Raw genomic sequence first — 16,240 nt, forward strand, 5'->3', positions numbered from 1 at the left:
CGCGCGCATCGGTCAGATGGCTGCACGGGTTTCTGCGACGACGGTAAGGGAGTGGAAGGAAGTAGCGGATGCAGTCGTATGACAGATCGCGGCGGGGAGGCGCGACTCTAGCCTTCCTGGCGAACCCCGGCCTCGGGCGAAGAACGAGGCGACATCCTCGTATGTGGAAGGTGACCATGTTCACTTCACCCAACGTGCTCCTCTGGCGCGGCCTGCTCGCCGTCGCCCTTGGCGCGGTCTCCGTCGCCTGGCCCGGCATCACCATCAACGCCTTCGTCATCCTCTTCGCCGTCTACGCGTTCCTGACCGCGGCGACGGACAGCGCCCGCGCCTTCGCGAGCGACAGAGTGGGGCCGGTCTTCGGCTGGCTGCTGCTCGCCGGGCTCTCGTTGGCGGCCGGCATCGTCGCGCTGGCATGGCCCGGCATCACGGCGCTCGCGCTCACCATCTGGATCGCCGCGTGGGCACTGACCACCGGTGCCATGGAGATAGCCCTGGCCTTCCAGCGCGACGAGACGGCGGGCGAGCGCACCCTGTACCTCCTGACCGGCGCGGTGTCGCTCGTCTTCGCGTTCTCCCTGTTCGTCCGCCCGGACATCGGCGCGGTCTCCCTCGCCACCGTCTTCGGCCTGTTCAGCCTCGTCTACGGCGTCTCGGCGGTCTTCGCCTCGTTCGAGGAGCGGCGCCGCCAGCACAAGGCGAGCCAGCGCGAGCCGGTCCGCGCCTGACACTCCGGCGACGGACAGCCGCGTGGCGCCGACCAGCCCGGTGGAAACGGCGCCACGCGGCACCCGGCGGGAAGGGACCGATCGTCCTACGGTCCCTTCCCTTCCACCCCTTCCCCTCCGCCCCTCTCCTTCTGTCTATTTCCTCCTGTCTATTTCCTTGCTTGACAAAGCATATATTGAGCCCGGCATACTCGACGGTGATCGATCCAGCGGTTCGCACGACGGAGGCCCGCATGAACCTCGGCATCGCCGTCGCGGATTTCACCCGGCCCGGCGGCCCGGCCGGCATCGCCCGCCACGTGGGTCAACTCGCCCGCACGGCAGAGAAGTTCGGCTTCACCCGTATCGCCGTCATGGATCACCTCTTCCAGATCGGCATCGTGGGCGCCTCCGAGCGGGAGATGCTGGAGGCGTACACCACGCTGGGCTACCTGGCCGCGTCCACCGAACGCGCCGAACTCCTCGCCCTGGTGACCTCGGTCGGCTACCGCGAACCCGGCCTGCTGGCCAAGATGGTCACCACCCTCGACGTCCTCTCCGAGGGCCGCGCCGCCCTGGGCATCGGCGTCGGCTCCGGCTTCAACCTCGCCGAGGCGCGGGGGCTCGGTCTGCCCTTCCCGCCGGTCGCGGAGCGGTTCGAGCGGCTGGAGGAGACCCTGCGGATCTGTCTCCAGATGTGGAGCGAGGACGAGAAACCCTTCGAGGGCCGGTACTACCGACTGGAGCGCACCCTCAACTCCCCCGGTTCCGTGCGGCGTCCGCACCCGCCGGTCCTGATCGGCGGCTCCGGCGAGCGGAAAACACTCCGGCTCGTCGCGGAGTACGCGGACGCCTGCAACCTCTTCCACGGACCCGACCTCCAGCACAAACTCGACGTCCTCCGCAGGCACTGCGACGACGTCGGGCGCGACTACGACGAGATCGAGAAGACGGTCCTGCTCCCGCTCGACCCCGGCACGCGCGGCGAGAACATCCCCGCCCTGCTCACGGAGTTGCGCCGACTGGAACACCTCGGCTTCGACCACGTCATCGGACCGATCCGGGGAGCCGATCAGCTTGCCGCGCTGCGACTGTTGGGCGAGCGGGTCGTACCGGAAGTCCTGAACGCCTGACCGCCTGAACAGCTGGCCCGCCACGCGGCAGAGTCACCCCATGCGGTGCACATTTTAGTTGCTTGCGAAAGCATATAGATACGAGGAGATGGACATGAGGACTACGAGCGAACACCCCGGGCACGGAGGCGACGATGACGCGGACGTCGTGGACATCGTGATCGTCGGTGGAGGTTCCGCCGGTGCCGTACTCGCCGCGCGGCTCAGTGCGGATCCGCGGCGCACGGTCCTGTTGATCGAGGCGGGCCCGGACTACCCCCAAGACCGCGTTCCCGAGGGCCTGTTGACCCCGCACGTCCTGGCCGACCCGGACCACGACTGGGGCTACACCGCACGTGCCACCGACCTCGCCCCGAGTATTGCCGCGCCGCGCGGCCGGACCATGGGCGGCAGTTCGGCGGTGAACGCGGGGGTGGCGATCCGGGCGCGTGCGGCGGATTTCGCGGCCTGGGGCGAGCGGTACGGGATCAAGGGCTGGTCGTACGACGAAGTCCTGCCGACGTTCCGGGAGATGGAGAACACGCCCACCGGGGACGACACTTACCACGGCCGCACCGGACCCTTCCCCGTCCGGCAGTGGACGTACGACCAACTCACGTCCTCGCTGCGGGCGTTCGTGGACAGCGCGGCGGGTCTGGGGTTCCGGCGCAACGACGACTTCAACGGCGCCCGGCAGGACGGTACCGGTGGCTACCCGGTGAACATCGTCGACGGGGTGCGCCAGAACTCCGCGCTGGTGTACCTGACACCGCGGGTGCGGAGCCGCCCCAACCTGACGGTGCTGAGTGACGTCACGGTCGACAGGGTGATCGTCGAGGACGGTGTGGCGCGGGGTGTAGTGAGCGCGTCGGGAACGGTCTTCCGCGCGGGTGAAGTGGTGCTCTCCGCGGGGAGTTACGGCAGCCCGGCCATCCTGCTGCGCTCCGGTGTCGGTCCGGCCGGGGATCTGCGGACGCTCGGTATCGACGTGGTCGCCGATCTCCCGGTCGGCCGCCGGTTGCAGGATCACCCCTTCTTCCACGCGCTGTTCGCCCTCGCGCCCGAGCACCAGACCCTGACGTCGGCCTTCGCGGCGCATCTGTGGCTGGCCTCGCCCGAGGCGCGGGCCGGCGAGCTGGACCTCGGCATCGTCGCGACCCACCTCCCGGACGGCTCCTTCAGCCCGACCGGCGGGGCGATCCTGCTGGCCACGGCCGTGACCCGCCCCGAGTCGCGCGGTTCGGTACGGCTGGCCAGCCGCGATCCCCTCGACGCCCCGGTGATCGACAACAACTACCTGGCGACGCCGAGGGACCGCAGCCGCATGCTGGAGGGCGTGCGGCTCGTACGGCGGCTGGCGAGCACTTCGCCGTTCGCGGGTGCGGTGGCGGCCGAGCTCGTTCCGGGTGAACTGGTGGGCGACGACGCCGAGTTGGAGGCGGCGATCGCGGCCGGAATCTCGACCTACGGCCACCCGACCTCGACCACGCCGATGGGCGGGCCCGGGGACGAGTGGGCCGTCGTCGACGAGTCGGGCGCGGTGCACGGACTGACCGGGCTGCGGGTGGTCGACGCCTCGATCATGCCGGAGGTCCCGTCGACCGTGACCAACGCGACGACGATCATGATCGCGGAGCACATCTCCCGGCGCGTGTACGGGAGTTGACGCCGGTCGATGTCGCGTCACGCGGAAGGTCCCGGACACGAGGAGTGTGTCCGGGACCTTCCATGCTCGGTACTCCGGGACCTTCCATGCTCGGTACGGCGACGCCTGCGCCCGACCTCAGTCGAACTTCCCGACCACCGTCTCGAACTGCCGCACCATGGCTGCCAGCGACCGGCCGTCGAGATGGTCCATCACGCGCTTGCGGGCACTCGCGAGGTGTATCGGATAGGCCGCCTGAAGCCGCTTCAGCCCTTCCGGGGTGAGGGTCGCGACATTCCCGCGCGCGTCTCCCTCGTAGCGCCGTTTCACGACCTGGCCGCGGCTCTGCAGCGCGTCCACGACGCGGGTGATCCGGCTCGCCGACAGCGCGGTCGCCGCGGCGAGATCCGCCATGCGGAGTTCGTGGTTCTCGGCCTCGGACAGGCTCATCAGGACGACGTACTCGGTGAGCGTCAGCCCTGTCGCCCGCAGCAGATCGTCGTCCAGCGAACGTGGCAACGCGACGATGACCCGCATCAGGGCACGCCAGAAACGCTCTTCCTGTGCGGTCAGGGGATCCTCGGCGGCGGTCATCCGTGCAGATTAGCGTGCTCAAGCAAAGAACCTCAAGCAAAGAGCCGTGAGCCCTGGCATCCCGCGGGCGCCGCCCGTCCCCCTGCCCACCCGTCCCGCTACACGCCCAGCCGGCGCACGTCGGTCACGCTGTACGACATCGAGGCGCGGAAACCGGCGCCGGTGCGCACGGGAGCCAGGTCCGCCAGTTCCTCACCGCGGGCCGCGAACAGGGTGATGTCGCCGGTGCCGGTCCACACGTCGGCGAGTCGGCGGTCGTCGAACTCGGCCATCACCAGTTCGTGCACCGCGGGCTTGTCGTACTCGCCGGCGGCCAGGCTCGGGAAGTGCCGGAGGTTGACGGTGGGGCGTGCGAACAGCGCGGCCGGGTCGGGCGCCGGCCGCTGGAGCGTGACCGCGGCCTCCGCGAGGGTATGCCCGGCCGCCGACAGGGAAGCACCGAACCGGCCGCCCGGCGCGAGGGTCGGCGACGCGCTGCCGGGCGCCGCGAAGACGCGGGTCTGGTGGACCGAGCCCAGCTTCTTCGGGAAGCCCTGCACCCAACCCCGGGCCAGGGCAGGGTCGTTGTCGACGTAGATGTACGGGCACCACGACACCGGTTCGTCCTGCCAGTGGGCGTCCACCAGCACCATGAACTCGCGGTACTGGCTGCGCACCGGGTCCAGGTACTCGTCGTGCCCGGCGGAGAACTGCCAGTCGACGAACAGCGCCACCGCGCGCCCGCCGGAGTCCGGGTCCGGGGTCAGCCCCTCGGGAAGTGTCGCCTCGGCGGCGGCCGGGTCCGTCCAGAACTCCACACCGACGATGTCGCCGGCGTAGTGCCACGGCGGCGCGGAGGCGAGGTTCGCCTCTCCGCGCGGTGACAGCGGGTAGGTGTAGCCCTGGAGCATCGGGTGCCTCCGCAGCAGAAGGTCGATCCGGAACGGCACCATGCTTCGCCAAGGAGGCCCGTCCCGGCTTGGGTCATGTGACTGCGTCTCCGTACCCGGAAGTCGCTCCGCCACCCTCGGCCACCGCCTCCAGCTCCCCGGCCAGCTCCCGCATCAGCGCGGGATCGAGCTGGTCCAGGACACGTCGGCGCGCACTGGAGAGATGGGCCGGACAGGCGCCCAGCAGCCGTTTCCGACCGGCTTCCGTGAGGACGGCCACGCTTCCCCGGGCGTCCGTCGCGTGCGGCCGTTTGACCACCAGCCCCTCACCCCGGAGCGTCTCCACGACCCGGCTGACACGGCTCGCGGACAGGCCCGTGGCGGCGGCCAGCTCGGTCATGCGCGTACGGTCGCCGTCCGCCTCGGAGAGCTGCATCAGCACGATGTACCGGCTGAGCGACAGACCCGTGGAGCACAGGAGATCCTCGTCGAGCGCCCGGGGCAGCGCCACGAGCAGTCTCTGCAGCGAGCGCCAGAGGCGTTCCTCCGCGCTGGTCAGCGGTTCTTGTACGGGGGCCATTCCCTTCCGTCCCTCCCTCCCGAGGCCGTAGGTAGAAACACTCAAGCACAACCATTACTTGCTTGACAAAGCATTTTTCAAAGAGTGAAGATACTTGCTAGAGCAAGCACTAGCGCACCAGCAGGGCCGTTCCGCGCGACGGCAAACGAGAGGAACTTCCGATGTCCCCCAAGATCGCAGTCATCTACTACTCGTCGACCGGCACCGTGCACGAGCTGGCGGAGTCCGTGGCGGAGGGCGCCCGCAAGGAGGGTGCGGAGGTACGACTCCTACGCGTGTCCGAACTCGCCCCCGAGGAGGCCATCGCCGCCAACGACGCGTGGTCGGCGCATGCCGCGGCCACCAAGGACATCCCGGTGGCGACCGGCGCCGACATCGAGTGGGCGGACGCGGTGATCTTCGGCAGCCCGACCCGGTTCGGCAACATCGCCAGCCAGTTGAAGCAGTTCATCGACACGCTCGGCGGGCTGTGGGCGCAGGGCAAGCTGGCCGACAAGATCTACAGCGGCTTCACGGCCACCGCCACGGCCCACGGCGGCCAGGAGTCCACGCTGCTCGCCCTCTACAACTCCGTCCACCACTTCGGCGGCATCATCGTCACCCCGGGCTACACCGACCCGGTCAAGTTCGCCGACGGCAACCCGTACGGCACCAGCCACGTCAACGGCCAGGGAGCGATCCCGGTCGACGACACGGCCCGAGCCGCCGCCGTGTACCAGGGCAAGCGCGTGGCCACGGTCACCGCGCGGTTCAAGGACGCGTAGGGGAAGGGTAGTTGGGCGCCGGGTCAGGGTCTTCGCGGCCCCGTATTTCGCCGCTCAGGCTTCACCCCGGCGCGCCAACCACTCTCTCCTCACCCGGTTCGGGCAACACCTGACCGCCCTCAACGGCGTTCCGGGCCGGGCCGTTCCGGATCACCACCATGACGTGACTCTCCTCGACTCCGGTGCTGCGTACGGCCGCCGCGGACAACTCCAGCGCCAGTCGCGTCGCGCCCTCCTGCGGATGCCCGCGCCGCGCCCAGCCCGTGATGATCAGGGGCGTTCCCGGTACCCCGCCGGCGAAGACGTTCTCCGAGGGCGGCTCGGTGAAGATCACGTTGACGTAGCGCGGTGCAGGCGTCGACGGGCATGTCGGCTCCTCACGGATCGGGGACGCGCCCAACGGATGACACCGGCGTCATGGTCTCTCCTGCCGTGCGGTCGCGGCTTCCGTCATCCGGCGGAAGCCGCGACCACAACCACCAACCAGCCGGTTTCCTACGGCAGTTACCCCTCCCCCGACCGACCCCGGCACGCCTTGACACGCCCTTCCCCCGACGCAATGCTTGCCGACGGAAGCAATAACTTCGGGTGGGAGACCGCGATGACCACAGGCACCCCGGACGACAAGGGCGGCTCGCTGCGGACGGTACTGGAAGGCGCCGCGTTCCGGGCGGATCCGCACGCGGTGCTACGGCAGTTGACGGACTCCGGAGCCGCCCACCGCTGCGAACCGGACGGTGCGCCACCGCAGTTGCTGATCACGGGATACGACGCGGCACGCCAAGTGCTCACCGATCCCCGCGTGTCCAAGCGGAGCGAACGCGCGGGGCTGGAGCCGGGCTGGCTGATGAGCGGGGTCCGGGACGAGGTCGGGATCGACTACATGCTGACCGTGGACCCACCCGACCACACCCGCCTCCGCAAACTGGTGACACGCGCCTTCACTCCACAGCAGATCGAGTCCCTACGGCCCCGCACGCTGGAGCTCGCGGGCCGGTTCGCGGACGACGTACTCGCTCTGGAGACACCGGAGTTGGTCGACGGCTTCGCCGCCCGTGTGCCCATCGCCGTGATCTGCGAACTGCTCGGCGTGCCGCTGGACGACTGGGACAGGTTCCGCTGGGCCTCGGAGCAGATCGTGTCCCCGGTCGCCGGCAGTGACCGGGAGGAGGCGTACGTCTGGATGAGCGGGTATCTCGCTGAGCTGATCGCGGCCAAGCGGGCCGACCCCGGCCAGGACCTGCTGAGCGCGCTGGCCAACGACACCGTCGAGGACCCGCTCACCGACCCGGAGTTGGTCGGCATGGCCTTCCTCCTGCTGATCGCCGGGTACGAGACGACCGCCAACCTCATCGGTGCCGTACTCCTCGGACTCGCCCAACAGCCCGATCTGCTCAAGGCGTTGCAGGCCGACCCCTCCCTCGTGCCCACAGCAGTTGAGGAGTTCCTCCGGCTGGACGGGTCGGTGCTCACGGCGACCGAGCGCTTCGCCACCGAGGACCTGCTGATCGGTGAAGTGCCGGTGCGGCGGGGCGACATGCTGCTGGTGTCCCTCGCCGCGGCCGACCGGGACCCGGCCCGTTTCGAGGAACCGGACTCCTTCCGCCTCGGCCGGTCGGCCGGCCATGTCGCCTTCGGGCACGGCGTCCACCACTGCCTGGGGGCGCCGTTGGCCAGGATGGAGGCCACGATCGCGATCACCGCGATGCTGGAGCGCGTCGAGAGTCTCGAACTGGCCGTGGACGCGGCCGACTTGGAGTGGACGCCGGGTCTGCTGATGCACGGGGTTCGGCGGCTTCCGGTGTCGGTCGTGGTCTCCGGGGACTCCAACTCGCCGCTGTGCTGAGCGACTTCAGTCCTGGCGGCGGACCTCGACGAGGAGTGCCTGCTCGGGGTTGAGGGTGGGCATGGGCAGGCCTGCTGTGGCCAGCACCGAGCCGGGCAGGGTCAGCCAGTCCTCCTGCGCGGCCGTCAACCACGGAGGCGACGCGATCTGGTGGAAAGAGGGCAGTCCGAGTTCGCCGCGCACCCGGAGTTGGTAGCGGGCGTCGGACCTCAGGCCGGGAAAACGCGTACGGCCGGACTGCCCCTCGGGCGAAGTGGCCACCCTCGCCCAGGAGTACAGCGCCCTTGAGCCGTCCTGGGCCACGACTCCGTGCAGGATGCGGGCCTCGTCCTCCAGGTCGGCGCGGACCGTACGACCGCTGTGCAGCAGCGGGCGCAGTTCGCGGTAGAGGGCGGTCCAGGCGGTCAGCCTGGTCAGCTCCTCGTCCGAGCACTCGGCGAGATCCTGCTCGATGCCCGCGTGGCCGAAGAGCGCGGTGATCAGGCGGAACGTGTCCGAGGTGACGCGTCCGGTGGTGTGGCTGCGCGCGGCGCCCACATGGGTGCCGACGAGTTCGGGTGGGAGGAGTTGGACGGTCCAGCCCTGGATCGACTGGCGTTCCACGGGGTCGTTGCAGTCCGAGGGCCACACCCGGTCGGTGCGGTCGAGTACGCCCAGGTCGATCCGGCCGCCGCCGCTCGCGCAGCTCTCGATCTCCAGGCCGGGGTGCCGTTGCTTGACCGCGTCCAACAGCCGGTACAGCGCCTCGACTTGGGCATGGCCTGCGGGCCGGTCGCCCAACGCGTGCACGGCTTCGAGGAGTTCGCGGTTGTGGTCCCACTTGAGGTAGGCGATGCCGTAGCTTCCGACGAGCGCGTCCAGTGACTTCAGCAGGTAGTCGAAGACCTCGGGGCGGGAGAGGTCCAGGACGTGCTGATGGCGGGCGGTCGGGCCGAGGCCCGCGGCGGGACCGAGGATCCAGTCGGGGTGGGTGCGGGCCAGGTGGGAGTCGAGGTTGACCATCTCGGGCTCCACCCAGAGGCCGAAGTCCATGCCCAGCGACCGGACATGGTCGGCGAGCGGGCTGAGCCCGTCGGGCCAGACGGTCGGGTCGGCGAGCCAGTCGCCGAGCCCCGCCGTGTCGGCGCGGCGCCCGTTGAACCAGCCGTCGTCGAGGACGAACCGCTCGACCCCCACTGCGGCGGCCCGCTCCGCCAGGGCTCGCAAGCAGTCGAGGTCGTGGTCGAAGTAGACGCCTTCCCAGCTGTTGAGGACGAGGGGGCGTGGGCCGCGCGGGTGTCGGGGGCGTGCGCGCAGGTGGCGGTGGAAGCGGTCGGCGATGCCGTCCAGGCCGTTCGGCGACCAGGCGAAGTGGCAGCGGGGAGTGCGGTAGGTGTCGCCGGGTGCCAGGCGGATCTCGCCCGCGCGGAGGAGTTCGCCACCGCCGAGCGCGGAGGCGTGAACGCCTGCTCCTTCCGGGAGTTGCTCGACGAGGTAGCGCTGGTCGCCGCTCCACGCCACGTGGACGGCCCACACCTCACCGGTGCCGAATCCGAATCCGGGTACGCCCGCCGTGAGGAGGTGCGGCGAGTCGACGCCGGGTTTTCCGCGCCGTACGTCGCGCACATGGGCGCCGTGGTGCAGCGGGTGGCGTTGCGGGGAGCGTTCCCGGCTCCACTTTCCGGTGAAGTCCAGGATCTCGGTGGCCCGGCGCGGGAGAGGCAGCAGGGTGAGGGCGCCGGCGAGGTCGTAGGGCGTCGAATCGGCGCTGCCCGCGCGGGAGATGACGGCGTCGGCGGTGAGGATGCCGTGCGGGTCCAGGGTGTAGGTGAGGGTGATGTCCAGGGCGGACGCCTCGTCGGTGAGGTGCAGTTCGAGTACGCCGCCGCCGTTGGGGTCCGTGCGGTGGGTGGCGCCGGTGAGGGTCGGGCGGGGTGCGGTGGCGGTGCCTGCCCGGTGGCCGTGGTGGGCCGGGGTGCCGGACCAGCCGTCGGCCTCGGTGGGCCAGACGGTGAAGCGGCGCGGGATGTCGGGGGCGTTGTTCAGGATCGCGGGTTCGGCGGTCAGGCTCAGGGCGGTCAGGTCGGCGGGGGTGAGGTCGCCCAGGTCGGCTCCCCAGTGCAGGACTCGGGGCACCGGTTCGGTGAGTTCCACGGCGAGGCAGGTGCCGGCCGCGCGCAGGCTGACGATGCGCGAGGGCGTTGTGGGCATGCAGTCTCTTTTCGGGGAGGGCGGCGGGACGCGCCGTAGGGTACGCGTCCGGCCGCGGGGCGCCGAGGGGGCGGCTGTTACTTCTGGGTGAGGATGGTCTTGGTCTTGGCCTGCATGTCGGCGAAGACGCTGTCGCTCTTCTGTCCGCCGAAGTAGCCCTCGATCAGCGGCTCGATCGCGTCCTGCAGGGCCGCGCCGTTGCGGAAGTCCGGTGACGGGTAGAGCTCCTTGTTCTTGAGCATGTCGGTGAAGACCGAGAGATCGACGCCCTGTGCCTTGAGGGCCTTGGCGGAGGCGTCCATCGAGGCGGGGATGGACGGGAAGAAGGTGCCGGTCGCCGACGCCTTGGTCTGGCAGGCCTCGGAGCCCATGTAGGAGACCCACTCCCAGGCCAGGTCGGGGTCCTTGGTACCGGCCCAGATGGTGTTGCCGTTGGAGTTGCTGAAGACGGCTCGGGTCTTGTTGTCGGGACCCAGGACCGTGGGGGCGATGCCGACCTTGACGGTGGGGATCTTGGCGAAGGTGGACGCCGACCACGATCCGCCCGTCTCCATCGCGACCTTGCCCGAGGAGAGCAGGTCGACGTCGGACACCGTGTTGGTGAACGTGCCGATCTTGGGGGCGTAGCCCTTCGCCACCAGGGTGCGGATCCAGTCCATGGTCTTCACCAGGCGCGGGTCGTTGTAGTTCAACTGGGTGGGCCAGTTGGCCTTGTTGCCGAGCCGCCAGCCTGTCGTGGAGACGAAGGAGCTCCAGGTGGACTGGCCCAGGAAGTCCTTGGCGGCCAGTTGCCCGAAGCCGTAGGTCTTGATGTTCGCCTTGTCGAAGCCCGGCTGGTCACCGCGTCGGCCCTTGGTGTCGAGGGTCAGGTGGGCGATCATCTTGCCGATCGTGCCGCCGTTGTCGGGGTTCCAGCTCAGGCTCTGGACGTCCTTGGTGGAGTAGCCGGCCTTGGTGAGCATGTCGGTGTTGTAGTAGAGACCGGTGGCGGCCCAGTCCAGGGGCAGGCCGTACTGGTGGCCGTCGGTGTACTTCCACGAGTCGACGCCGACGGAGAACCGCGACAGGTCGAACTTGTCCTTCTTGATGTAGTCGTCCAGCGGCAGGAGTTGGTGCTGGTCGGCGTACTGCGGGAAGAACTGGACGCTGTTCTGGAACGCGTCGGGAGCCTTGCCGGCCACGAAGCCGGCGGTGAGCTTGGTGAAGTAGTCCACGACGTTGTACTGGGTGATCTTCACCGTGACGCCCGGGTTGGCCTTCTCGAAGTCCGTGGCGCAGACCTTGTAGGCGGCGGCCTGCTTGTCGTCCCAGGTCCACCAGTTCAGGGTCGAAGAGCCGGAACTGCTACCGGAGTTGGCGGAGCAGGCGGACACGAGGGCCGTCAGAGTGAGCGCGGCTCCGAGTGCCACGGCCTTGCGAACTCTCATGGTTCCTTCTTTCACTGGTCACTTGAGGCACTGGTCACTTGAGGCCGGAGAAGCCGATGGAGTTGACGATGCGTTTGCCGAAGGCGAGGAAGAGCAGCAGCATCGGCAGCGCCGCGATGAGGGCGGCGGCCATCAACCCGGCCCAGTCGGGGGCGGCTTGGGGCGAGGACTGCTTGAAGACACCCAGGGCGAGGGTGAGGGGCTGGACGCTCTGGTCGTCGGCGATCAGCAGCGGCCAGAAGTAGTCGTTCCAGGCGTTGACGAACATCAGCAGCGACACGGTCGCGATCGGCGCGGACGTCATGGGCAGGATGATCCGGAAGAAGATCCGCAGCGGGCCGGCGCCGTCGATGATGGCGGCTTCCTCGACCTCATTGCTCAGGCTGAGCATGAACTGCCGCAGGAAGAAGAGCGCGAAGGCCTGGAACAGCCCGCCGGGGAGGATGAGTCCCGCGAAGGTGTTGATGAGCCCGAGATCCTTGGCCAGGACGAAGTTGGGCAGCAGCGTGAACACGCTGGGCACCATCAGGGCGCTGATCAGGATGTTGAACACCAGGTCGCGGCCACGCCAGTGCAGCCGGGAGAACGCGTAGGCGGCGGCTGCCGAGAGCAACACGATGAGCGCCGTCTGGACGGAGGCGTAGATCAGCGAGTTGCGCAGGTAGATCGCGATGTCGAGGGTGGCGCCGGAGCCGCCCTGGGCCTGTGCCTCGGCGGTGGAGGCGATGCCGAGGACGCGTTCGAAGGCGCCCCAGGTGAAGCCCACCGGCAGGGGCGAGGAGGGGTTGGTCGCGAGTTGGTAGTTGTTCGAGAGCGCGGTGCGCAGGATCCAGTAGAACGGGAAGAGGGTGACGAGGACGATGACGCCGAGGTAGGTCCAGGCGACGGCCCTGCCGGGTGAGAACCCGCGGGCGGTGTTCCGGGTCGGGCGGCGCGGTACGGCCGCCGGGCCGGGTGCGATGGTGACAGCCATGAGGGCGGCCTCCTTCAGTTCAGGTCGGATTCGTTGGCGCGGGCGAGCCGCAGCTGGGTGAAGGTGACCGTGATGAGCAGGGCGAACAGGGCCAGCGACATGGTGGCGGCGTAGCCGAAGTCGAACTGGCGGAAGGCCTTGCGGTAGATGTACATCTGCAGCACGTTCGAGGCGTTGGCCGGGCCGCCTTCGGTGGTGACCTGCACGATGTCGAACACCTGGAAGGAGTTGATCACCGTCAGGACGACCACCATGACGAGGATCGGGCGCAGCAGCGGCACCGTGAGCCGGCGGAACATCTGCGCCTCGCTCGCGCCGTCGACGCGGCCGGCCTCGTAGATGGTGGCCGGGATGGTCTGCAGTCCGGCGAAGATCAGCAGGGCGTAGTAGCCCATCCACTTCCACACGCTGATCGCGGCGAGGGAGGGGATCGCCCATCCCCCGCTGCCGAAGAACAGGATGGAGTGGCCGGTCAGGTGTTTCAGGGCGATGTTGACGATGCCGAGGGTCGGGTCGAGCATCCACTGCCACACCAGGGCGGCGATGACGTTGGAGATCAGGAACGGCAGCAGGATCACCCCGCGCAGGACCGACGACCGGGTCACCCGGTGCAGCACGACCGCGGTCACGAGCGAGATCGCCGTGCCGAGGACGACGGACAGCAGGACGAAGTAGACGGTGACGAGGAGCGAGTGCCAGAAGACGTCGTCCCCGAACAGCTCCCGGAAGTTGGCCAGTCCCACCCAGTTCGGCGGACTCAGGACGTGGAAGTCGGTGAAGCTGAGGTAGACGCCGCGCAGGGTCGGATAGGCGTAGAAGACCGCGAAGCCGACGACGGCGGGCAGGATGAGCAGCAGGGCGACCGGCAGGTCCCGGCGTCGCGCCGCCGCCGACCTCGTGGCGGTGGCGCGCCGTGCCTTCCTGGTCGGGCCCTTGCCCGGTGAGGCGGCCGTGGTGGCCACCGCGCCCGGCTCACCGGACCGCGGTTTCACCGGCGTCGCGTGGTTGCCCTGTGATGTGACCACCACAGCACCCTCCTTTGTGCGGTACGAATGCGTGCGGTACGAATGCGTGCGTACGAACTCGTGGATCAGACGGTGATCTTGTCGATGTCGGGTGCGTAGTCGGTGGCGTTGCCGAAGCGGAGCGTGTTGTCCCCGGCCTTCAGCGGCACCGGGACGGTGAGCGACTGCGGGGCGCCCCAGTTGTTGTCGTTGGTGCCGGGCACCGGGATCTGGAGCGTGGTGTCGCCAACGGACAGGTCGATGACGCGACTTGAGTCGCCGTCCACGTAGTCGAGCTTCAGCAGGTACGTGCCGTCCTTCGGGGCGCTGACGTGGTTGACGGCCACCTCACCGCCGCCGAGGTTGCCGATCTTCTGTCCCCCGGAGCAGCCGTCGCAGCCCGCGACGGTGGCGTTGCCGGTGAGGGTGTTTGCGGGTGCCTCGGCCTCGTAGGCGGTGGGTCCGCCGGACGCGGGGGTGGTGACCCCAACTGCCTTACTGGGTCCCGATGTTCGGCCCTTGGCATCGCGGGCGACGACGGTGAAGGTGTGGGCATTCGCGGCGCTCAGACCCGTCACGGTGGCCGTGGTGCCGGTGCTGGTGGTCACCGGCCGGCCGTCGGCGTAGACGGTGTAGCGGGTGCCGGGTGAGGCGCCGGTGTTCACCTTGTCCCAGGCCAGCGAGACGCTCGTCGCGGTGGCGGCGGTGCCGTGGACGCCCAGCGGGGTACCGGGGTCGGCGCCCTGTCGGCTCGGCGTGAAGGTGAAGAGCCGCGAGCCGTGCGCCGGCAGGTTCTCCGTGAGGTGCCCGGAGACGCGGCCGAGGTTCTGGTGCTGCCACAGGTCACGGACCGAGGCCGTGCCGCTGATGCCCAGGTCGGCGAGGTCCGCGGTGACATCGGCGGCCTTGGAGCCCAGGTTGAACAACGCGACGGTGTAACTGCCGTCGGGATTACGGGCGTACCAGGTCTGCTGGTTCGTGGTCTGGCTGACGGGCCGTGCCGGATGACCGGCCTGGTCCACGGCGATGACCTCGTCGTTGGTGAGCAACTTCAGCCCGTACGCGTCGAGTTTGGTGAGGTCGTCACCCGAGTACAGGGGTGCCGACTCGATGGCCCACAGGGTTGTGTAGCTCTGCCGCTCGGCCTCGGTGAGGCCGTCCATGGTGCCGACTCCTACGTTCAGGGAGTCGAGGTTGTTCCAGTGCCCGGGTCCGGCGTCGTCGATCCACTGCACGACGTCGTTCCAGCGCACCTTCAGGGAGTTGTCCCACGTCACCAGCGTGTCGCAGTAGCACTCGACGTCGGTGTCGATCCGCCAGCCGTTGGAGTCGGCCTTCCAGGTCGCCGCCTGGGTGTGGCTCAGCGACCAGGACAGCGTCAACTGGACGGGGCGGCCGGTCTGTTGGAGCGCGGTGTGCCACGCCTTCACGTCCGGGGTGTTGTCGTGGTCCGCGTCTCCTTGCCACGAGCCCGGGCCCACGCCGTCGACCTTCAGGAAGTCCACGCCCCAGCCCGCGAGTTGGTCGGCGACGGAGTCGATGTACTTCTGCGCACAGGGGTTGGCGAAGTCCATCTTGTACGCGGAGTTCCACCCGTTGGTCTTGCGCAGGTCGGGATAGACGGTGTCCGAGGTCGTGCAGCCGGGGGCGTTGTGGATCGCCGTGGTCCCGTCGCCGTACGCGGCGGGGTCGAGGCCGACGGCCAGGTACAGCCCGAATTTGAGACCCTTGTGGTGGAGGTAGTCGCCCAGGGACTTCATGCCGTGCGGGAAGGTGGTGGGGTTCGCCGTCGGCCGGGCGTACGCGTCGAAGCCCTTCGACCAGCCGGCGTCCACGTTGATGTACTCGTAGCCATGGGACTTGAGCTTCGAGGCGACCACGTCGGCCTGCTGCTTGACGTGTGCCTCGGTGAGCCAGTTCACCCCGCCGTAGCCGGGGTAGCTGGTGGCCTCCAGGCTCCAACTGCTCCAGCCCATATACGGCTTGGCGGCCAGGAGGGCCTGCTGCCCGCCAGGGCTGGACGGGGTCGGGGAGGCCTCCGCGACCGGTGCCGCGAGCGATACCACGAGCGCGGCGGCGGCCAGGACGGGCAGGTGACGCAGCCGCCCACCACCCGCACGAAGTCTGTGTCGTACGAATACCGCGGGTCCTGCTGGACGAGCCATGTGTTTACTCCATCTCGGCGCGAAAAGGCACGGCGGGGCCCTGGGAAGCTCCGGAAAGTGCCCCTGCACGGTCAGCCGCATGGGGAATGGGTGAGTGGGCGTTCGGTTCCGCCCTCGTAGCCGTACGACGACGGCCGGTCGGGGAGGAAACCGGCCGCCACCTGCGTCGGTGGACGTCCCATCCACCTGTCCTGAGGTGCCGCGAATGTAGCCAGGCTTTTCTTCCAGCGTCAACATATTGAGCCGCGCGAATCATCGGTATTCGTGGAAAGAATGAAGCCGGAATCAGGCGATGAGCGCGGAAGAAGGACGCCGATCAACGCGTTCCTTCTTCTATCTTCTTTTCCAATGGAAATGTATGGTC

At 69.0% G+C, this 16,240-nt stretch carries 14 protein-coding genes; 5 read left to right on the forward strand and 9 right to left on the reverse strand.

All coding sequences use genetic code 11. The features are described from left to right. The first annotated feature begins 176 nt into the window (after positions 1-176). From OG226_RS04430 to OG226_RS04440, 3 genes are all read left to right on the forward strand, one after another. The gene (locus OG226_RS04430; RefSeq protein WP_329347974.1) at positions 177-728 is read left to right on the forward strand and encodes an HdeD family acid-resistance protein; all 552 of its coding nucleotides are present in this window, start codon (positions 177-179) and stop codon (positions 726-728) included. Positions 729-961: 233 nt separating this feature from the next. Beyond that, positions 962-1,840, forward strand: coding sequence for an LLM class F420-dependent oxidoreductase (locus tag OG226_RS04435; protein WP_329347975.1), 879 nt, complete (start codon positions 962-964; stop codon positions 1,838-1,840). Between the two features lie 94 nt (positions 1,841-1,934). Beyond that, positions 1,935-3,485 carry a GMC family oxidoreductase gene (locus tag OG226_RS04440; RefSeq protein ID WP_329347976.1) on the forward strand — a complete coding sequence of 517 codons (1,551 nt, stop codon included), beginning with the start codon at positions 1,935-1,937 and terminating at the stop codon, positions 3,483-3,485. 117 nt (positions 3,486-3,602) lie between these two features. Here OG226_RS04440 and OG226_RS04445 read toward each other — a convergent pair whose 3' ends face one another. From OG226_RS04445 to OG226_RS04455, 3 genes are all read right to left on the reverse strand, one after another. Further along, positions 3,603-4,058: a MarR family winged helix-turn-helix transcriptional regulator gene (locus OG226_RS04445; RefSeq protein WP_329347977.1), complete on the reverse strand. Its 456-nt coding sequence runs from the start codon at positions 4,056-4,058 to the stop codon at positions 3,603-3,605. Between the two features lie 98 nt (positions 4,059-4,156). Continuing rightward, the gene (locus OG226_RS04450) at positions 4,157-4,948 is read right to left on the reverse strand and encodes an acetoacetate decarboxylase family protein (protein ID WP_329353319.1); all 792 of its coding nucleotides are present in this window, start codon (positions 4,946-4,948) and stop codon (positions 4,157-4,159) included. A 73-nt stretch (positions 4,949-5,021) separates the two neighbouring features. Continuing rightward, positions 5,022-5,507: a MarR family winged helix-turn-helix transcriptional regulator gene (locus OG226_RS04455; RefSeq protein ID WP_329347978.1), complete on the reverse strand. Its 486-nt coding sequence runs from the start codon at positions 5,505-5,507 to the stop codon at positions 5,022-5,024. Positions 5,508-5,668: 161 nt separating this feature from the next. Between OG226_RS04455 and wrbA the strand changes: the two genes are divergently transcribed. Continuing rightward, positions 5,669-6,271: an NAD(P)H:quinone oxidoreductase gene (wrbA, locus tag OG226_RS04460; protein ID WP_329347979.1), complete on the forward strand. Its 603-nt coding sequence runs from the start codon at positions 5,669-5,671 to the stop codon at positions 6,269-6,271. A 61-nt stretch (positions 6,272-6,332) separates the two neighbouring features. Here wrbA and OG226_RS04465 read toward each other — a convergent pair whose 3' ends face one another. After that, positions 6,333-6,671 carry a hypothetical protein gene (locus OG226_RS04465; protein WP_329347980.1) on the reverse strand — a complete coding sequence of 113 codons (339 nt, stop codon included), beginning with the start codon at positions 6,669-6,671 and terminating at the stop codon, positions 6,333-6,335. Positions 6,672-6,872: 201 nt separating this feature from the next. On the opposite strand from OG226_RS04465, the gene OG226_RS04470 reads away from it, so the two are divergent. Further along, complete coding sequence (locus OG226_RS04470; protein WP_329347981.1) at positions 6,873-8,117, forward strand: cytochrome P450 family protein; 1,245 nt, start codon at positions 6,873-6,875, stop codon at positions 8,115-8,117. Between the two features lie 6 nt (positions 8,118-8,123). Here the strand turns inward: OG226_RS04470 and OG226_RS04475 are convergent, their stop codons facing one another. From OG226_RS04475 to OG226_RS04495, 5 genes are all read right to left on the reverse strand, one after another. Then, on the reverse strand, positions 8,124-10,307 hold the full coding sequence (locus OG226_RS04475; RefSeq protein ID WP_329347982.1) for an alpha-galactosidase: 2,184 nt from the start codon (positions 10,305-10,307) through the stop codon (positions 8,124-8,126). 77 nt (positions 10,308-10,384) lie between these two features. Further along, positions 10,385-11,734, reverse strand: coding sequence for an ABC transporter substrate-binding protein (locus tag OG226_RS04480; RefSeq protein ID WP_329347983.1), 1,350 nt, complete (start codon positions 11,732-11,734; stop codon positions 10,385-10,387). A 34-nt stretch (positions 11,735-11,768) separates the two neighbouring features. Next, a complete protein-coding gene (locus OG226_RS04485; RefSeq protein WP_329347984.1) occupies positions 11,769-12,707 on the reverse strand; it encodes a carbohydrate ABC transporter permease in 939 nt (312 codons plus the stop codon). A gap of 14 nt (positions 12,708-12,721) precedes the next feature. After that, positions 12,722-13,735 carry a carbohydrate ABC transporter permease gene (locus OG226_RS04490; protein ID WP_329347985.1) on the reverse strand — a complete coding sequence of 338 codons (1,014 nt, stop codon included), beginning with the start codon at positions 13,733-13,735 and terminating at the stop codon, positions 12,722-12,724. Between the two features lie 62 nt (positions 13,736-13,797). Next, a complete protein-coding gene (locus OG226_RS04495; RefSeq protein ID WP_329347986.1) occupies positions 13,798-15,876 on the reverse strand; it encodes a fibronectin type III domain-containing protein in 2,079 nt (692 codons plus the stop codon). Positions 15,877-16,240: the final 364 nt, after the last annotated feature.

The sequence above is a fragment of the Streptomyces sp. NBC_01261 genome (genome assembly GCF_036226385.1).
Taxonomy (GTDB): Bacteria; Actinomycetota; Actinomycetes; order Streptomycetales; family Streptomycetaceae; genus Streptomyces.